The organism is Luteitalea pratensis, assembly GCF_001618865.1.
GTDB classification, from domain to species: Bacteria; Acidobacteriota; Vicinamibacteria; order Vicinamibacterales; family Vicinamibacteraceae; genus Luteitalea; species Luteitalea pratensis.
In genome coordinates this window covers 5,718,190-5,736,883 of the sequence record NZ_CP015136.1, presented here as the reverse complement: position 1 = coordinate 5,736,883, position 18,694 = coordinate 5,718,190, and the positions used below count along the sequence as shown (strand labels likewise).

Genomic DNA, 18,694 nt, shown 5'->3' with positions numbered 1-18,694 from the left:
CTGGCGCCGCCTCACCGACTTCCCGGGGGCTCGGAGTCGTCTGTGTTCGTGAACGCCGGGGAGCCATCTGTCGCCACTTCGATGGCCGCTTCGCGCGAGACCCCCGACGTCCTCCTGGTGGACGACAACGAAGACCTGCGGTACGTGCTCGCCACGGTGCTGTCACGCCATGGCTACCGTGTCGTCGAGGCCGCCGACGAGCCGTCGGCGATCGAGTCGCTCAGGCTCCAGCGGCCGTCACTGGTCCTGTCGGACCTGCGCCTGCCGCAGGGCGATGGTCTCGGCGTGTTGCGTGCCGCCAAGGAACTCGACCCGGCGCTGCCTGTCCTGCTGATGACGGGTTACGGCGCGATCGAGGAGGCCGTGGCGGCGATGAAAGAGGGCGCACTCGACTACCTGCCCAAGCCCGTCGATCATGAGCACCTCGTCCTTACCGTCAGCCGCGCCATCGAACAGCGACGCATCGTCACCGAGAATCTGCTGCTGAAGGAGGCGCTCGGCACGCGTCACGGGGCGCCGACGATCATCGGCGAGCATTCGGCGCTGCTCGAGGTGTTGCGCAGCCTGCGGCGGGTGGCGCCGACCGACACCACCGTGTTGCTGGGCGGTGAGAGTGGTACGGGTAAGGAACTCTTTGCCCGTGCGCTCCACGCGCACAGCGATCGAGCCGACGGGCCGTTTGTCGCGATCAACTGTGCGGCCATTCCCGAGACGCTCCTCGAGACCGAGTTGTTCGGCCACGAGAAGGGCGCCTTCACCGGGGCAAACGCGCGCAAGCCGGGCAGGTTCGAGATCGCGCACGGCGGCACGCTGTTTCTCGACGAGATCGGCGAGATGCCCATCAGCCTCCAGGCCAAGGTGTTGCGCGTGCTGGAGGATCGCAGCTTCGAGCGTGTCGGTAGCAACACCACCCTGCATGTCGACGTGCGCCTCGTGGCGGCCACCAATCGCAACCTGCGCGCGGCAGTGGCGGCGCGCACCTTCCGCGAGGACCTGTTCTTCCGTCTGTCGGTCTTCCCGATCACGATTCCGCCGCTGCGGCAGCGCGGTTCGGACGTACCGCTGCTGGCGAGTCATTTCGTCGAGCGGTTCGCACGCGAGCAGAACAAGCGTCCGCCCCACCTGTCCTCGTCAGCCACCGCCGCACTCCAGGCCCACGGATGGCCGGGCAACGTCCGCGAGTTGCAGAACTGCATCGAGCGGGCGGTGATCCTCGCCGAGGGCGATACCGTTCACGCGCAGCACCTGAACCTCGGGGCCGGCGAACAGTCGCGAGAGGCGCAGGCGGCCGCGACGCGCGACCCGTGGGACGAGCTCGACCTGACCGGCACATTGCCGGACGTGTCACGGCGCGTCTTGATGGAAGTCGAGCGGCGAAAGATTCAGCAGGCTCTCGACGACACGCGATGGGATCACGCCAGGGCTGCGTCGGCGCTGCAGATCCCGCCGCGGCTGCTGCTGGCCCGCATCCGCGACTTCAAGCTCGCGCCCAAGCCGAGCTAGCCGATCCCGATTGCGCGCAGGCCCAGGCGCACCTGCGCCTCGTCGACATCGGTGGCAATCGTCGTCTCGCCGATGCGCGTCGGCAGGACGAAGTGCAGGGTGCCGGCGACGACCTTCTTGTCACGCCGCGTCGCGGCGATGACGGCCTCGGCATCGAGGCCGCCGATGGCCGGGAGGGGACCCATGTGATCGAGCAGGCGCACGAGCGTGGCGTGCTCGTCCGCCGTCCACGTGCTGCGGGCGACCGCGATCGCCGCCGCCGCCTTCATGCCGTAAGCGACGGCTTCCCCATGACGGAGCAGCCTGTACTGGGTGACGGCCTCGAGCGCGTGCCCGATCGTGTGTCCGAAGTTGAGGATCCGCCGCAGGCCGTCCTCGCGCTCGTCCTTGGTCACGACATCGGCCTTGATCGCACAGCACTCCGTGATCACCGGCAGGAGCGCATCCGGCGATCCATCGAGCAGCGCGTCCATGTGATTGGCGCACCGCGCAAACAGCGGCGCCGACGCAATCACGCCGTACTTGACCACTTCGTAGAGCCCCGCCCGCAATTCCCGCCGACTGAGGGTGGCGAGTACCGCAGGATCCACCGCCACCAGTGCCGGCTGGTGGAAGGCTCCCAGCAGGTTCTTGCCCAGGCGGTGGTTGACGCCGACCTTGCCGCCAATCGCGCTGTCGGTCTGCGCCACGACCGTGGTGGGGACGTGCACGAGGCGGATCCCACGAAGGTAGCTGGCCGCGGCAAAGCCGGCAAGATCACCGATCACCCCGCCGCCGACGACGACGAGGACCGCCTTCCGGTCGACGCCGCGCATGACGAGAGCGTCGTGCACCTTGCCCAGCGTGGCCATCGTCTTGGCCTTCTCGCCGTCGTTGACGATCACCGGCGCCTCGTCCGCACCCTCAAGGAGCGACAGGCCGTGGCGCACGGCAGGGCCGTGCAGCGACCAGACCCTCGGACTCGAGACGACAACCAGGCGCGACGCGCCCGGGCAGGCCTCGGCGATGGCTGCGCCGAGCGACGAGAGCAGACCCGGGCCGATCGCGATGCGCGATACCTGGGCGGATCGGGTGTGGACCTCGATGACGTGAGGGAGCATGAGAAAAGGCCCGGAAAACGCTGGCCTGTCCGCCGTAGCCTTGGCGAAGGCGGGCGCGAAGCGGGTGGTAGGATAGCAGGGTCTGGTGACCTCGCACTCCGATTTCCTGGTACTCGGCAGCGGCATCGCTGCGCTCCGCGCGGCGTTGGCGCTCGCGGGCCGGGGTCAGGTCTGCATCCTCACGAAGGGTGAGCCGGAACAGGGCAGCACGGGGTGGGCGCAGGGTGGCATCGCCGTGGCCATGGGCGACGACGATTCGCCTCGCCTGCACTTCGAGGACACCCTCGCGGCCGGTGACGGTCTCTGCGAACCGAACGCGGTGCGCGCGCTCGTCGAGGAAGGTCCCACCTACGTTTCGGAGTTGCTGGACTGGGGCGCGCGCTTCGATCGCCACGCCGATGGCCGGCCGGCGCCGACGCGCGAGGCGGCCCACAGCGTTCGCCGCGTGCTGCACGCCGAGGACGCGACCGGGCGCGAGATCAGCCGCGTGCTGCATGGGCAGGTCGCGGCGTTGCCGGCGATCACGATCATCGACCACGCGATCGTGACCGAACTGCTCTGCGAGGGCGGGCGCTGCGTCGGGGCCGCTTTTCGTGACGCAAACGATGAGCGGCACGTCGTTCGGGCCGGATCGACATTGCTCGCCACGGGCGGGGCCGGGCAGGTGTTTGCCCAGACCACCAATCCCACCGTCACGACCGGCGACGGCATGGCCATGGCCTTCGAGGTGGGTGCAGAAGTGGCCGACCTCGAGTTCGTCCAGTTCCACCCGACGGTCCTCGACGTGCCGGGCCGGCCGCGCTTCCTGTTGTCCGAGGCGCTGCGCGGCGAGGGTGCCCGCCTGCTGAACGCGGCGGGGGAGGCGTTCATGGCCGGCTACGAAGCGGCGGCCGAACTTGCCCCCCGCGATCGCGTCGCCCGCGCGATCGTGCGCGAGCGTCAACGGACCGGCGCGCCCGTCTACCTGTCGCTCGCACATCTGCCCGATCTCGACGTACACGGCCGCTTTCCGCAGATCTCCGAGGCCTGCCGCGAGGCTGGTCTCGATCTCGCCCGTGACCCGGTGCCGGTCAGTCCGGCCGTCCATTACGTCATGGGTGGGGTGGTCACCGACCTCGATGGACGGACGTCGGTGCCCGGACTCTACGCCGCAGGCGAAGTGGCGTGTACTGGCGTCCACGGCGCCAACCGTCTCGCAAGCAACTCTCTGCTCGAGGGCCTGGTGTTCGGCGCGCGGGCAGGTGCCATGATGGGTGAGGCGCCGCGAAGCCGTTCACCCTGGGGCCCCGGCCGGCTGGTGGCCTGCGACCCGGTCGTACCGGGTCCGCCCATGACCGCACCTGCAGACCTCGACGTCCCGACGGTGCGGGCGCGCGCATGGCGCGACCTCGGCCTCGTCCGCACGCCTGAGGGCTTGCATGAAGCCGATGCGTGGTTCTCGCGGGCCCGCGCGGCATGCGTCCACGGGCCGGTCGACACCCTGGCTGCGGCCCAGTTGCGCAGCCTGGTCACCGTCGCCTACTTGATGAGCCGCGCCGCCCTCAGACGCGAAGAGAGCCGCGGCGGGCACTACCGTACCGATTTTCCAGAGCGCCACGACGAGACGTGGGGCCATCACTGCAGCGACGTGCTGCAGCGCACAGCGGACTGACAACGACAATGAACGAACAGCAGCAAGGCAAGGGGCAGGGCACCAGGGGCGGCGGCAAGGGCGACGCGTTTGTCACCGCCATCACGTCGCAGGGCGAGGACTACTCACGCTGGTACCTCGACGTCGTCTTGCGCGCGGAACTGGCCGACTACACGCCGGGCCTCAAGGGCTGCATGACGATCCGTCCGTATGGGTACGCCATCTGGGAGCGCATCCAGCAGTTGCTCGACGCGCGGCTGAAGGCAACTGGCCACGTGAACGCCTACTTCCCGCTCTTCATCCCCGAGAGCCTGCTGATGAAGGAAGCCGAGCACGTCGAGGGCTTCGCCCCGGAAGTGGCGTGGGTAACGCACGGGGGCAAGGAGAAGCTCGAGGAGAGACTCGCCATCCGTCCGACCTCCGAGGTCATCATCGGGACGATGTACGCCAAGTGGCTCCAGTCCTGGCGAGATCTGCCCATCCTCATCAATCAGTGGGCCAACATCGTCCGCTGGGAGAAGGTCACGCGTCCGTTCCTGCGAACCACGGAGTTCCTGTGGCAGGAAGGCCACACGGTGCACGAGACCGAGCCCGAAGCCGAGGAGGAGACGCTGAAGATCCTGGGCGTCTACAAGGAGTTCGTCGAGACCGAGCTCGCGATGCCCGTGATCGAGGGCAGGAAGAGTGACGCCGAGAAGTTCGCGGGTGCGGCGAAGACCTACTCGATCGAGGCGCTGATGGGCGATGGCCGCGCGCTGCAGGCGGGCACGTCGCACAACCTCGGTCAGAATTTCGCCAAGGCGTTCGAGATCAAGTTCCAGGGCCGCGACAAGGTCGAGCAGCATGCCTGGACCACGTCGTGGGGCGTCTCGACGCGCCTCATCGGCGGGTTGATCATGGTCCACGGCGACGACAGCGGGCTCGTGCTGCCGCCCAACATCGCACCGTACCAGGTCGTCATCGTGCCGATTCCCCGTGGCGACTGGCGCGAGACCGTGCTGCCGCATGCGCAAGCGATCAAGGAGCAGTTGGTCGCTGCCGGTGTCCGCGTGATGCTCGACGACCGCGACGCGTACACGCCCGGCTGGAAGTTCGCCGAATGGGAGATGCGCGGTGTTCCCGTGCGGCTGGAGATCGGCCCCAAGGACATCGAGAAACAGCAGGTCGTGCTCGCGCGGCGCGACACCCGCGAGAAGCAGTTCGTACCGATGGACGGGCTCTCCGTCTACGTGCAGGGCTGGCTCACGGATATCCAGGCCACGCTGCTGGCACGGGCGACGCAGGTCCGCGAGGAGCGCACGCACTACACCGAGAGCTACGACGAGTTCAAGACGCTGATGGCGGGCGCACGCCCAGGTTTCGTGTACGCGCCGTGGTGCGACGATGCGGATGTGGAGGCGCGGGTGAAGACGGAGACGCAGGCGACGATCCGCAACTATCCGTTTGTCGCGCCGTCCGCGGAAGGCAAGACCTGCTTTGTCACCGGCCGCCCCGCCACCGTGATGGCCTGTTTTGCCAAGGCGTACTGACGCCATCGCGTCGGCCTTCGTCAGACGGCGTCGCTGACGGCCTTCGGCCTTCGGACGTCACCCCGACCGCGGCGCGATCGATGGCCCGGGGAGCGGATCTTTCGCAGGCCGACGGCCGACCGACGACAGTCCGTCAGGATGGCTGAGTCATCCCCACAGGGCGGCGAATGCGTCGGGCTGGCGCGTCGCCAGTTTCTTCATGGTGGCGTGCCGCTTCGTGATCTTCTCGCGCGCCACGATTGCGCGGAAGATCGTGACCAGCTGGCCTCGGAACCACGCGTTCGACGAGCCCGCCCACGCATCGGCGACCGCGTCCAGCACCGACGCGTCGCCAATCTGTTGCAGCGCTGACAGCATGCCCACCGGCGTCTGCGAGCCCAGTGCCTCGACGGACTCGCGGAGGTCGTACACCGCGAGCCGGCTGCCCCGCATGGCGAGCGCGAGGTGCGTGGTGGCGCGCACCACGCGCCATGCGTCGGCTTCGTCGGCCGGAACGGCGGCTTCGCGGGCTCTCACCCGTTCGATCACCTTGTGCAGGACCGTCAGCGGCGCGTCTGCGCCGTGCGCCGCGATCGTCTGTCGCAGCACTTCCGGTTGTGCGGGCAGGTCGCCGTTGGCAGCCACCTCGAGCAGCTGCTCACCGGATGGCGTGTCAGCGGCAACAGGGGGGGGGCCGGGCATGCTCACTGCTCCCCGCAGCGCTGCGGACTCGTCACGCCGCAGTTGTGCGCGCAACGGTTCGAGCACGTCGACGTCATAGGTCTCCGACCGGTCACCCGCGTTGCCGATCGCCTCGAACGCCCGCAGCCGGACCGCGTCGTCCCGGGTCGTGTCGAGCAAGGTGCCTGTCAATGCGTCGAGTGCCGCGGCCGCGACAGCGGTATCACGCGCATCGAGCAGGGCGCCCATGGCGTCCACGGCAGCCACTGCAACATCGGGCTCCGCGTGGGTGAGCAGCGGGCGGATGACTCCGAGCGTCCCGGGATCGCCGATGCGCTCGAGCACTCGCAGGAGGCGCGGTTGGTGGGTGGCGTCGGTCTCGGCGAGCCGCTGGAGGACCTGGCGCAAGGCAGGGCGTCCGATGATGGCGAGCCGTGCAATGGCCGCCTCGACCGCCACGGGGTCGTGACCGGCCAGTAGTTCGTCGAGCAGGGTCGTGGACTGACCGGGGCGGGAGGGCACGCGGCGGCGATTGTACCGCCTCGTCGGGATCAAGTGCCGAGATGCCGGATTGTCTGCCGGATGCGGTCCGGGCCGCCGCGACGTTGTCGCCTGCCCCGACAGCGCCGCACCGGCTCCGACTCCGACTCCGACTCCGACTCCCGACTCCCGACTCCCGACTCCCGACTCCCGACTCCCGACTCCCGACTCCCGACTCCCGACTCCCGACTCCCAGAAATGACGAAGGCCCGGCCGGCTTTCGCCAGTCGGGCCTTCGAGGTTGCGGGGCGGTGGCGCTTACTGCGTCACGCGGACCGTGAGGGCAGCGCGACGGTTGAGGCGACGCGTCTCCTCGCGGCTGTTGTCGTGCTTGGGCCGCTCCTCGCCGTAGCTCACGGTACGGATGCGGTCGGCACCGATACCACGCGAGCCCAGGTAGTCACGAACCGAGTAGGCACGACGTTCGCCGAGGGCGAGGTTGTATTCGGCCGTACCGATGTTGCAGGTGTGGCCTTCGACCTCGATCTTCAGCTCCTTGTTGTCCTGCAGCGCCTTGATGGCCTCGTCGAGGATGCGGGTCGCTTCAGGCCGCAGCGTGTAGCGGTCGAAGTCGAAGTGCACGTCCTCGAAGGTGTAGTCCTTGATGGCGGGCTTGACCACCTGGATCGTGACGGTGTCACTCACCGACCCACCCTTGCCGTCCGTGACGGTGACGGTGCAGGGCACGGGGCCTTCCTGCATCGGGGCCGTCCAGAGCGACTCGCGGTTGCTCGGCTGGGCAACGGTCCCGGCCGGGCACGACCACTTGTAGGTGAGCTGATCGCCATCCGGATCGACCGCGTCGGCCGTGATGGTCGAGCTCTTGCCGACCTCAACCGTGCACGGGTTGCAGCGAGCCTTGACCGTCGGTGGACGGTTCTGGGCCACCGAAGCTGGCGGCGGGGGCGGCGGGGGTGGCGGCGCCGGGGCAACGTAGACGCGCACGCCCGGGTGGAAGCCGATCCGGATCTGGCCGCTCAGGTAATCGGATGACTCCGACTCGTACGGCCCGAATTCGTCGCGAGAATTGACGTTGAAGTTGTACACGAGTCCGCCGCCGACGAAGAAGCCCTTGGAGCTGATGTAGGTCAGTCCAAGTGCAGCGTCGAGCGGGCTCTTCAGCGAGAACACGCCGTCGCTCAGGCTGCCGTCGAATCCGGTCAGCCCGCCGGAGCTGATCGTGTCCTCGTAGTAGCGCTCGCCGAACAGCTCAGCGGTAAACCGTAGGCCGCCGCGCGACGGGACCCCGACTCCGAAGCCCCACCGCAGGCCGTTGCTCTGGTCGCTCTGCTCCGCGTCGGCACGGAACGCGGCGCCAACGTATCCGGACACGTCGGCCCGCTGGTTGACTTCCTTGCTCACGATGTAGTCGACGAAGAAGTCGGCCTGACCCGAGCTAGTCCCCTTGTCCGTGTCGCCGGTGGGCAGTTTGGCCATCGCTCGCAGCGCCATGGCGACCGCCTTCTGATCGGCTTGCGACATGAAGTTCACCTTGCCGCCGACAAGGATGTCGCCAAAGGTCGAGCCCGACCAACCCTGGCGGACCCGCGGGTAGTCGTTGAGCGGCCCACCGGCTTCATTGCCGGCGATGAAAAGCGGTCGGATGTCGCGATCGATGCGGGTCACCGCGGCGATGGAGGCAAACAACTCGGCGCGCTTGCCGACGCCGACGCCGAACGTCACCGGGACCGTGCTGATGTCGGTGAAGCCTTCCTGGCGATCGAAGTTGGTGTAGTAGACGCTGCCCGACCAGCGGCCTCCCGGCAGGACCTCGCCGAGCGGCACGAACCAGAGACCGGTATCGCCCTGGAACGTGGTGGTGGCGGGCCGTGTCTCGGTCACCACCGGGCTCGATGCAGCATCGGGGGCGGGCTTGGTGGCCGCCGGCTGCTGTGCGAACCCTGCAGGCGCAGCCATCGCCAGACCGATCGTGGCGGCGAGACCTACCCTGAAGAGGCGTGTCATGTGCGTGTCCTCAAATCGTGAACTGAGCCGAACTCGCGTACGAAGGAATTACGCTACCGGCATAGTACCGGCCACGTACCCTGCCGTCAAACCTATCCGTAAGTATATACGGACGATGCGATGGCTTACCGGTCCCAACTGCGGATCACCTTGCAAGACTGTCGCCACTCATGCAGTGCGCGACACTCGACCCGTCGTTCGTCAGGCTTCGACCTTCGGTACACGCTTCTGGAATACCCATGCGACCAGGATGCTGAACGCGTACAACACGATCATCGGCAGCGCGAGCAGGAACTGTGAGACCACGTCGGGGCTCGGGGTCACGATCGCCGCGACGATGAAGATGATCAGGATGGCGTACTTGGTGTGCCTGATGAGGAAGCGCGGGGTGACGAGGCCGACGCGGGCCAGAAACATGATCAACGTCGGCATTTCGAACACCGCGCCCAGGCCCAGCGCCATCCGGACGTAGAGCGAGAAGACCGGCTCGATCCTCGGCGCGAACACCACCGTGTCGGTGGAGAAGCTGGCGAAGAATCGCCACATGGCGGGGAATACCACATAGTGCGAAAAGAGGGTGCCGCCGATGAAGAAGACCGTCGACATCATCACGAACGGGATGGCGAAGCGCTTCTCGTGCGCGTAGAGGCCGGGCGCGATGAACGCCCAGATCTGCCAGAGCACCACCGGCAGAGCCAGCATCAAGCCGACCAGTGCCCCCATCTTCATGTACAGCATGAAGGCCTCGGTCGGCTCAGTGTAGATGAGCTTGCCGCCGGCGGGCAGGATGGCCTGCAAGGGCGCCATCACGAAATCGAAGATGGGGCCGATGAACACCATCGCGATCACGAACCCCACCAGCACGGCCAGCAGGCCCTTGATCAGCCGCTGGCGGAGTTCGTCGAGGTGTTCGAGGAACGACATCTTCCCGCCGACCCCTTCGTCCTCCTCGTCGTCATCGAACGGGCGCGGCGGCGGCGGGGCGGAGGGGACGGGGGACAGGGACATGCGGAAGCGTGAGCGGGTCGTGCCGACTTACAGGTTGGCGCCGCGCGGCGTGGTTTCGGCGACCGACTGACGCGCCTCGTCCTGGGCGCGATCGTAGGGTTCGTCGACCCAGGGTTCGGCCGCTGCGGTGCCGGCCACCACGCTGGCCTCCGCCACCGGCGTGGCCGCGACGGGCGTCGGCGCGGGCTTGCGTTCCCGCTCCTCTTCGACCCGAATCTCCTCTTCGAGCGAGTTGCGCAATTCGTTGGAAGCCCGCTTGAACTCCGCGAGGCTCTTGCCGAGGGACTTGCCGAGTTCGGGCAGCTTGCGCGGTCCGAACACGATGAGGGCAATGACGAAAATGATGACCAACTCCGGCATGCCGAGAGAACCGAACATCATGCGCTCCTGAACGGGTCCAGAAAGCGACCTTGACCAGCCGGGTCGTGCTTGGACCAGCATTGATTATAGGAACGGCGCCAACGAGGGGTCAATGACGGAGCGCGGTTGGTCACTGGCGGGTTGGTCGCGCCCGACCCGCGTGGTACGCTGCAAACATGCAGAAAAACCGCGCGCTGCCCGCGGTCCTGTTCGCCGTCGCTGTCTCCGCGCTGGTCGGAGGCGTGCTCGGCCGTCGCGCACAGGCCACCTCCGATCCGCTGACCGATCGCTATCGCGTCTTCACCGCTGCGCTGGCCGCGGTGGAGCAGGAGTACGTCGAAGACGTCGAATCCGACCGCCTCGTCTACAGCGCAATCTCCGGCATGCTCCAGACGCTGGACCCGCACTCGAGCTTCCTGGATCCCCGCGCCTACGCACAGATGCGCGAGCGCCAGGAGGGCCGGTACTACGGCCTCGGCATCAGCATTTCCCCGATCGACGGCGACATCACGGTCATGTCGCTCTTCGAAGGGTCGCCTGCGTACAAGAAGGGCATCCGCCGCGGCGACGTGATCGCCCGTATCGAAGGGCAGGACACCAAGGGCTGGACGAGCGACCAGGCCGTCAAGCAGTTGCGCGGTCCCAAGGGCACACAGGTCAAGGTCGGCCTCCGCCGCGAGGGCTATGCCGAGCTGATCGACCTGGCCGTCGAGCGCGACGAGGTGAACATCCCGACGCTCAAGGGCGTGTTCATGATCGGCAACGAAACTGGCTATATCCGCCTGAACGACTTCTCCGAGACGACCGATCGCGATCTGGGCGACGCGCTCGAGACGCTGACCGGCAAGGGCATGAAGCGGCTGCTGCTCGACATCCGCGACAATCCCGGCGGGCCGCTCGATCAGGCGATCAAGGTGTCGGACCGGTTCCTGCCCAAGGGCGACATGGTCGTCTACACGCGCGGCCGGACCCGCAACTCGGATCAGGATTACCGGGCCTCCGAACCGGGTGATTTCGGCGCCATGCCGATCGTCGTGCTCGTGAACCGGAACAGCGCGAGCGCCTCGGAAATCGTCTCCGGCGCGCTCCAGGATCACGACCGCGCCCTGATCGTTGGCGAGAAGACCTTCGGCAAGGCCCTCGTCCAGTCCGTGTACCGCATCAGCGAGGGTGCTGGCCTCGCCCTGACCACGGCGCGCTACTTCACGCCGAGCGGCCGGCTCATCCAGCGTCCGTGGGACGGCACCTTCGACGAGTACCTCACGTACTCCCTGCGTGAGCAGAAGGCCGACGAACCGCACGATCCGGCCAACCTGAAGCTGACCGATGCCGGACGCAAAGTGTACGGCGGCGGTGGCATCCAGCCCGACAAGTACATTGCCGGCCCCGTCGAGGGCTTCAACCCGAGCCGGTTCGGCCGCGCCCTCTGGGCGCGCCAGATCTTTGCCGACTACGCCGCCCGCTATACCGCCCAGGGCGACACCCGGATCAAGGGCCACGGCCAGACGCGCACCGTGTCGCGCGGATTCGCCGTGGACGATGGGATGGTGGCCGACTTCCGCACGTACCTTGAGTCGCGGAAGGTCCGCATGGACGAGGCTGCCTTCACTGCCGACAACCAGTTCATCCGGGCGATGATCCAGTACGACATCGACCTGGCCCTGTTCGGCGTGGAGGAGGCGCGGCGCAACCTGATCGCCCGCGACCCGCAGGCCCAGTTCGCGCTGCAGCAGTTCGACGAGGCGGCTCGCCTTCCGCACATGAAGGCCGGCGCCACGGCCTCTCGTCAGGCACCCTGACCGAAAGCAAGAAGGGACAACGAAGAAGGGAACAGCAACCCCAAGAGTCACAAAACAACAGGGAACAGGGAGGGGCCCCTACGTCACCTCCTTCCTTGGGTTATTGGACCTCTACCCTCTTGTCTTGTCAGTCCTCGTCCCTCGTTCGTTTCCCCATGTCCCTTTGTCGACCGACCCGCACGATCTAGTAGGTCCTCTGGTCGCTTGCCCCAATTAGTTGTTGCCTGCTAGACTCCGCCCCTGAGCGACCGTGACGCCGCTGCCGCGGCGATCACCGCTGTCGCGTGCCCAGAAATGCGCCTCAATCGTATTGAAATCAACGGCTTCAAGAGCTTCCCGGATCGCGCCGACCTGGCCTTCGATCTGGGGGTCACGGCGATTGTCGGACCCAACGGGTGCGGCAAGAGCAACGTCGTCGACGCGATCACCTGGGTGCTCGGCGAACAGAGCGCCAAGAGCCTGCGCGGTGAGCGCATGGAAGACGTGATCTTTGCCGGCAGTGACGCCCGCAAGCCCACGCACACGGCTGAAGTGAAGCTGAAGATGAGCGGGGTGATCTCGCGCGTCGGGCTCGAGGACCATCCGCAGCGCAAGACGGTCGCGCAGGAACTCGAGGAATCGGTCGAGACCCTCACGGAAGACATCGTCATCGCGCGCGACGTGGAAGTCTCGCGACGCCTCTATCGATCCGGCGAGAGCGAATACCTGATCGACGGCCACGTGGTGCGACTGCGCGACGTCCAGGACCTGCTGATGGACGCCGGGCTGGGCGTGAAGGGGTACGCGGTCATCGAGCAGGGCAAGATCGGCCAGATCCTCGCGGCCAAGCCGACCGAGCGGCGACAGTTGATCGAGGAGGCTGCCGGCGTCACCAAGTACAAGACGCGCCGCCGCCAGGCCGAACTGAAGCTCGAGGCCGCACAGCAGAACCTGACCCGCGTCGACGACATCATCTTCGAACTCGAAAAGCAGCGCGGCTCGTTGAAGCGCCAGGCCGCGAAGGCGCGCCGCTATCGCACGCTCCGCGAGGAACTGCGGCAGTGGGAGAAGCTGCTGTTCGGGCAGAAGTACCAGGCGTTGCAATCGGCAATGGCCTCGGCGATGGACCGCCTGGAGAAGGCGCGGACCAACGAGGCAGGACTTGCCGGACGCGTCGCCGAAGTCGAGGCCGCACTCGAGCGCCTGCGCATCGAACTCGTCGAGGCGGACGCTGCGGCCAACGCCGCGCGCCAGGCCGCGCATGCCAAGGAACTCGAGAGCGGTCGTCGTCAGCAGCAGCTCGAATTCGATCTGCAGCAGGTGCAGGCGATCGGCATCGCGCTTGTCGGCATGCAGGAGGAGATCGCCCGCCTGCAGGAGCGCATCGGGCCCGCGCAGGAAGAACTCGAGAGCCGGCGCGCGAGCAGCCGACAGGCCGACACGGAGCGTGACGAAGCCGCCGCGCGCGTCAAGGACGAGGACGTGGCCGTGCAGCGCGCGGCCGCGGAAATCGCGGCCCTCGAGCAGGCCGTGGAAAAGGCGCGCGGTGAGCTCTATGCCGGGATGACGCAGGTCAACACCCTGCGCAACGCCATCGAGCGCGCGATCGAGGCACGCGATCGGATCGCCCAGGAACTCGGACGGCTCGAGGTCGAGAGCGACGATCTGCGCGTGGAGCAGGAGGCGGCACTGACCGAACGCGAGCGTGCGAGCGGCGCGCTGCGCGAGGCGCAGGCGGCGCTGGAGCAGGTGCGAGGCGCGCGGGCGGCGAGCGAAGCAGCGCTGGGTACGGCGCGCATCGAGCGCGAGTGGCGTGAGCGCGAACTGCGCACGCGCGAACGCGAGGTCTCCGGACTGCAGGCACGCCTGAAGTCCCTCGAGGAGCTCGATGCGGCGCGCGCCGAGTACGGCGAAGGGGCGCGGCTCCTGCTGGCCTCGAACGAGAGCGGGATCGCGCACTTCGGATCGGTTGCCGACGCCCTCGAGGTGGATGGCGACTACGAGACCGCCGTTGCGGCGTGCCTCGGTGAGGTGGTGCAGCACGTCGTGGTGCCCGACATGGGCACCGTGCAGGCGGGTCTCGCGTTCGTCCGTGAGCGCGATGCGGGCCGGGTCGGGTTCCTTGTCGCTGACGACGTCATGCCACTCGAGGCCGCGGCGCCTCCGGTGGCTGGCGTGCGCCCGCTGCTCGACGTGGTGCGCGTGAACGGGCAGGCGGGACCGCACGTGCGGGCGGTGCTGCGCGACGCGTGGCTGGCCGAGTCGCCCGCGCAGGCACGTCAGGCCGCTCGTCAGGTCTCCGGACCCGTGGTCACCATGCAGGGCGATGTTTTTCGCGGCGCCAAGCTGGTCTCCGGGGGCGGCAAGGCCGACGCCCGCCAGATTCTCCACACCAAGGCGGAGATCAAGAGCCTGCGCGAGCAGATCCAGCAGGCCCACCACGACATCGAGCGCCATGCCGGTGACCTCAGTGCAGCCGACGCGGTCATCGCCGGCATCACCTCCGAAATCGCTGCGCTTACGGCCGACCAGGTCGCGCACGAGAAGTCGATCGTCAGCTTCGAACTGCAGGTGAACCGTGCATCCGACGAGCGCGATCGCGTCGTTCGTCGGATGGAGCTCATCGACAACGAACGCCGGCGCGCGCAGGAAGAACGTGCGACGCTCGAGTCGCGCGAGGCCGAAGCACGCCGGTCCATCGAGGACCTGGAAGTCGAACAGCAGTCGCTCTCAGACGAACTCGCCGACGCGCAGCGTCGCCTGCTGGACGGCCGCGAGCGCCAGGCCTCGGTCGGGCGCCGTGCCGCCGAAGCGCGCGCCACGCATGCGGCGCTGGTCGAGCGCGCATCCGCGCTCGCGCAGGATGCCCGCCGCCTCGAGGACGCATCGGCCGATCTCACTCAGCGCATCAACGCGCGGCAGGCTGAAGTCGATGGCTCGGTGGCACGCCGTGTCTCGCTCCAGTCATCGATCGAGGCCCTGCGCGCGGCGATCGACGATGACCTCGCGGCCCTCGATGAACTGAAGCGCCGCGTCATCGAGGCCGACCAACGCGTCGGCGAGGTGCAGGGCGCGTTCGGCGAACACGAGAACGGCGCGCGAGATGCCCGTCGCGGGCTGGACGAGGTGCGCTCGCTCGCGACGTCGCTCGAGATTGCGCGGGCCACCGCCGAATCCGACCTCGGCCACCTGGCCGAATCCTGCCGCGAGGCCCTCGACCAGAGCCTCGAGGAAGTGGCAGCGGCGATGGCGGAAATGCTCGCCAACGAGCAGGGATTGCCGAGCGCGGCGTCGGTCGCCGCGGCCGAACGTGCCGGCGCCGACGAAGAAGGCGCCGAGGGCGGCACGCCGGGTGAGGCAGAGACCGTCGTTGACGCTGACGCTGCGCTCGACGCGCCACCGGTGCTCAGCGCCGAACAGGCGATTATCCGGCTGAAGGCGCGGATTGCTTCGCTCGGCGCGGTCAACATGATGGCCATCGAGCAGTTCGACGAACTCGAGCAGCGCCACACGTTCCTCACCGTGCAGCGCAAGGACCTCATCGATGCCATCGCATCGACCGGCGAGGCGATTGCGCGCATCGACAAGACGACGCGTGAACGGTTCGCGGAGGCGTTCGCGGCTGTGAACGCCAACTTCGAGGAGATGTTCACCACGCTCTTCGGCGGTGGCCGTGCCGGGCTCGTCATGCTCGACCAGGCCGATGTCCTCGAGAGCGGCATCGACATCGTCGCGCAGCCGCCGGGCAAGCGGTTGCAGAACGTGCAGCTGCTGTCGGGCGGTGAGAAGGCCCTCACGGCGATGGCGTTGATGTTCGGCATCTTCAAGTACCGGCCGAGCCCGTTCTGCCTGCTGGACGAGATCGACGCGCCGCTCGACGATGCCAACATCGGACGGTTCGTGGAGATGCTGCGCAGCATGCAGGACCACACGCAGTTCGTCCTCATCACGCACCATCGCAAGACGATGGAGATCGCCGACCGCCTGTATGGCGTGACGATGGAGGAGCCCGGTGTGTCGAAGGTGCTGCGGCTCGATCTGACCCACTAGGTCAGGTAGCCTGCAGGCCACAGGCTGCAGCCTGCCTGGTCGCCGAAGGCGACTCGACTGTGAACGAAGACAAGGGCACTCGCTACCGTCGGGCCGAACGCACCCTCCGTGCGTTCGAGGTCACTGTCGCGACGGCGATCCTGTGCGCGGTCGCCGTCAGCCCGTTGCCGGAGACTCTGCGGACCATCGGCGACGCCGCGGTAGGCCCGGCGGCCGGGCCAGTCGCCGCATTCGCGAAGGACACCGGCGTCGCTGCGGCCATCCTGGCCGTCAGCCTTGCCCTGCCCGCGCTGGCCGCGTCGCCCCTGGCGCTGCGGCGGCAGGGGCGTCTCGCCCGGCGGTACAACCTGCCTGCGGTGACCGGACGAGCCTACGTGGGCGACAGCCTGCGGCGGGGCCTGCTCGTCGTAGCGGGCGGTGCGTTGGGCTGGTGGGTCTTCGCGCGCCTGGCTACGCTGATGCCGTGGCTCGCCGGCCTGGCATTCTCGGCCTCGGCGCTTGTCGTTGCTGCGATCGTGATGCTGCTGGCACCCTGGCTGATCCTGTTGTCGCCGCGGGTGCGTCCGCTGCGCGACGAGGCCGTGACCGGGCGCCTGCATGCGCTGGCTTCGCGAGCCCAGCTGCGGCTGGCGGGCCTGCACGAATGGGTGTTCGGGCCGCATGGTGATCACGCCAACGCCGCGCTGGTCGGGGTGATCGGCCCGCGCCGCCTGCTGATTTCCGACACGTTGATCGCCGGATGTCCGCTCGAGGAGATGGATGCCGTGGTGGCGCACGAGCTTGGACATCACGCGCATGGGCACACCTGGCAACGGGTCCGCAGGCAGGCGACGAGCCTCGTGATCGCCGTCCTCGCCGCCCAGGCGAGTGCGGCGGGGCCGGCGCGCTGGCTGGGTGGCACCGCCGGGCTCACCGATCCCGCTTCGCTGCCCTGGATGCTGCTGGCGGCTGGCGCGGTGTGGCTCGTGACGCGGCCTTGGCAACTGGCCCTGTCCCGGGCACACGAAGCCGAGGCCGATGCGTTCGCCCTCGCCCTCACCGGCCGGCCGGACATCCTGGAGCGCGTGCTCATGCGCCTGGGCACGCGCAACCTGTCGAGCGACGACGACTCGTGGTTGACACGTGCCTTCTTCCTTACCCATCCGCCGATTCCGGCGCGCATCGCCGCGGCGCGGCGCGCTGCCGGTCCCGCACCGTCCGCGCCGTCGTAGAACCGCATGCTGAGCCGACGCACCTTCGCCACCTCCACGCTTGCTGCCCTGTTCGCCTCGTCACGGATTCACGCGCAGGAACCGGAGGCCAACTACGACGAGGCGCGGGTGCCGGCCTACACCCTGCCGCCGATCCTCGTCGGTGCCGACCGAGCAGCCGTGCGAACGAAGGTAGCATGGCGGTCGCGCCGGGCGGAGTTGCTCGACCTCTTTGGCGCGCACATGTACGGGCGCACGCCGCCTGGCTTGCCGACGGCGACCATCTCGGAGGTCGATGCGCCGGTAGCCGTGCTGGACGGGAGGGCCTGGCGGCAGCAGTGGCGGCTCGAGTGGGAAGGGCGGGCGTCGGTCGACGTACTGGTCTATCGCCCGCGCCACGATCGGCAGGTGCCGGTCTTCATCGGCCTGAACTACTTCGGCAATCACGCGGTGGATCCCGATCCCGCGATCCGGCTCTCCACGCGATGGATGCGCACGAGCGAGGCCAACGGCATCGTCAATCACCGCGCCACGGAGGCGTCACGCGGCACCGTGGCCCGACGCTGGCCGATCGACCTCGTCATCGCACGGGACTGCGCGGTCATGACGGCCTACTACGGCGATCTCGCGCCCGACGATCCTGCCGTGGTGCGACAAGGCATCGCGCCGCTCGCCGATGGGCGGCAGGACCGCATTCCGGAGGCGGAACGGTGGGGCGCCATCGGCATGTGGGCCTGGGGCTTGTCGCAGATGCGTCATGCCGCCGGGCGCATGCCCGGTCTCGACGCGGGCCGCTCGATCGTGATCGGGCACAGCCGGCTCGGGAAGGCGGCGTTGTGGGCAGGCGTCCAGGACGAGGGCTTCGCGATGGTCGTCTCCAATGACTCCGGCTGTGGCGGCGCGGCCCTCAGCCGACGCATCTACGGCGAGACCATCGGCGGGATCACGTCGTCGTTCCCGCACTGGTTCTGCCGCACCTTGTCGACCTACGGCGGGCGCGAGTCGGCGATGCCGGTCGACCAGCATCAGTTGCTGGCGCTGGTCGCGCCACGTGTGCTGCACGTCGCCAGTGCCATCGACGACCGCTGGGCGGATCCGCGCGGCGAGTTCCTGGCGACGCAGGCGGCCGACGAGGTCTGGCGATTGCACGGCGTCAACGGCCTCGGCGTCACGGAGATGCCACGCGTGGACAAGCCGGTGGGCGCGCATGTGCGTTACCACATCCGCACCGGTGGTCACGACATCACGCGCTACGACTGGGAGCAGTACCTGGAGACGGTCACCAGGGAACTCAGGTAATTGCAGAATTGCAGAATTGCAGAATTTCACCACCACCACCACCACTACACCTCGGCACTTCGAAGGTTGGCGGTGTCAATGA

At 68.0% G+C, this 18,694-nt stretch carries 12 protein-coding genes; 7 read left to right on the top strand and 5 right to left on the bottom strand.

What is annotated here, in order from left to right; translation table 11 throughout:
* Nucleotides 1-81: 81 nt before the first annotated feature.
* A complete protein-coding gene (locus LuPra_RS24020) occupies nucleotides 82-1,503 on the top strand; it encodes a sigma-54-dependent transcriptional regulator (RefSeq protein ID WP_110173112.1) in 1,422 nt (473 codons plus the stop codon).
* Here LuPra_RS24020 and aroB read toward each other — a convergent pair.
* Nucleotides 1,500-2,603, bottom strand: coding sequence for a 3-dehydroquinate synthase (gene aroB / locus LuPra_RS24015; protein ID WP_157899609.1), 1,104 nt, complete (start codon nucleotides 2,601-2,603; stop codon nucleotides 1,500-1,502). The two genes, LuPra_RS24020 and aroB, sit on opposite strands and share 4 nt — an antisense overlap.
* A gap of 85 nt (nucleotides 2,604-2,688) precedes the next feature.
* Between aroB and nadB the strand changes: the two genes are divergently transcribed.
* Together nadB and proS are read left to right on the top strand one after the other, a co-directional pair.
* Nucleotides 2,689-4,254 carry an L-aspartate oxidase gene (nadB, locus tag LuPra_RS24010; RefSeq protein ID WP_234800531.1) on the top strand — a complete coding sequence of 522 codons (1,566 nt, stop codon included), beginning with the start codon at nucleotides 2,689-2,691 and terminating at the stop codon, nucleotides 4,252-4,254.
* Nucleotides 4,255-4,262: 8 nt separating this feature from the next.
* Entirely contained in the window at nucleotides 4,263-5,762 is a 1,500-nt protein-coding gene (gene proS, locus LuPra_RS24005) for a proline--tRNA ligase (protein ID WP_110173109.1), read from the top strand.
* 147 nt (nucleotides 5,763-5,909) lie between these two features.
* Here the strand turns inward: proS and LuPra_RS24000 are convergent, their stop codons facing one another.
* The 4 genes from LuPra_RS24000 to LuPra_RS34100 form a co-directional block, all read right to left on the bottom strand.
* The gene (locus tag LuPra_RS24000) at nucleotides 5,910-6,944 is read right to left on the bottom strand and encodes a HEAT repeat domain-containing protein (protein WP_157899608.1); all 1,035 of its coding nucleotides are present in this window, start codon (nucleotides 6,942-6,944) and stop codon (nucleotides 5,910-5,912) included.
* 276 nt (nucleotides 6,945-7,220) lie between these two features.
* Nucleotides 7,221-8,927, bottom strand: coding sequence for an OmpA family protein (locus tag LuPra_RS23990; RefSeq protein WP_110173106.1), 1,707 nt, complete (start codon nucleotides 8,925-8,927; stop codon nucleotides 7,221-7,223).
* A gap of 201 nt (nucleotides 8,928-9,128) precedes the next feature.
* Entirely contained in the window at nucleotides 9,129-9,935 is an 807-nt protein-coding gene (gene tatC, locus LuPra_RS23985; protein ID WP_110173105.1) for a twin-arginine translocase subunit TatC, read from the bottom strand.
* Between the two features lie 27 nt (nucleotides 9,936-9,962).
* Nucleotides 9,963-10,313 carry a twin-arginine translocase TatA/TatE family subunit gene (locus LuPra_RS34100; RefSeq protein ID WP_110174844.1) on the bottom strand — a complete coding sequence of 117 codons (351 nt, stop codon included), beginning with the start codon at nucleotides 10,311-10,313 and terminating at the stop codon, nucleotides 9,963-9,965.
* A gap of 158 nt (nucleotides 10,314-10,471) precedes the next feature.
* On the opposite strand from LuPra_RS34100, the gene LuPra_RS23975 reads away from it, so the two are divergent.
* From LuPra_RS23975 to LuPra_RS23960, 4 genes are all read left to right on the top strand, one after another.
* A complete protein-coding gene (locus tag LuPra_RS23975; RefSeq protein ID WP_110173104.1) occupies nucleotides 10,472-12,094 on the top strand; it encodes a S41 family peptidase in 1,623 nt (540 codons plus the stop codon).
* A gap of 294 nt (nucleotides 12,095-12,388) precedes the next feature.
* Entirely contained in the window at nucleotides 12,389-16,123 is a 3,735-nt protein-coding gene (gene smc / locus LuPra_RS23970; RefSeq protein WP_110173103.1) for a chromosome segregation protein SMC, read from the top strand.
* 59 nt (nucleotides 16,124-16,182) lie between these two features.
* Nucleotides 16,183-17,334: a M48 family metalloprotease gene (locus tag LuPra_RS23965; RefSeq protein WP_110173102.1), complete on the top strand. Its 1,152-nt coding sequence runs from the start codon at nucleotides 16,183-16,185 to the stop codon at nucleotides 17,332-17,334.
* Between the two features lie 6 nt (nucleotides 17,335-17,340).
* Complete coding sequence (locus tag LuPra_RS23960) at nucleotides 17,341-18,612, top strand: glucuronyl esterase domain-containing protein (RefSeq protein ID WP_234800530.1); 1,272 nt, start codon at nucleotides 17,341-17,343, stop codon at nucleotides 18,610-18,612.
* The last annotated feature ends 82 nt before the right edge of the window (nucleotides 18,613-18,694 follow it).

Excerpts from the sequence above, each read along its gene's own strand:
- LuPra_RS24020 (WP_110173112.1), top strand. The coding sequence starts at position 82 with ATGGCCGCTTCGCGCGAGACCCCCGACGTCCTCCTGGTGGACGACAAC.
- aroB (WP_157899609.1), bottom strand. The coding sequence starts at position 2,603 with ATGCTCCCTCACGTCATCGAGGTCCACACCCGATCCGCCCAGGTATCG.
- proS (WP_110173109.1), top strand. The coding sequence starts at position 4,263 with ATGAACGAACAGCAGCAAGGCAAGGGGCAGGGCACCAGGGGCGGCGGC.
- LuPra_RS23990 (WP_110173106.1), bottom strand. The coding sequence starts at position 8,927 with ATGACACGCCTCTTCAGGGTAGGTCTCGCCGCCACGATCGGTCTGGCG.
- tatC (WP_110173105.1), bottom strand. The coding sequence starts at position 9,935 with ATGTCCCTGTCCCCCGTCCCCTCCGCCCCGCCGCCGCCGCGCCCGTTC.
- LuPra_RS34100 (WP_110174844.1), bottom strand. The coding sequence starts at position 10,313 with ATGTTCGGTTCTCTCGGCATGCCGGAGTTGGTCATCATTTTCGTCATT.
- LuPra_RS23975 (WP_110173104.1), top strand. The coding sequence starts at position 10,472 with ATGCAGAAAAACCGCGCGCTGCCCGCGGTCCTGTTCGCCGTCGCTGTC.
- smc (WP_110173103.1), top strand. The coding sequence starts at position 12,389 with ATGCGCCTCAATCGTATTGAAATCAACGGCTTCAAGAGCTTCCCGGAT.
- LuPra_RS23960 (WP_234800530.1), top strand. The coding sequence starts at position 17,341 with ATGCTGAGCCGACGCACCTTCGCCACCTCCACGCTTGCTGCCCTGTTC.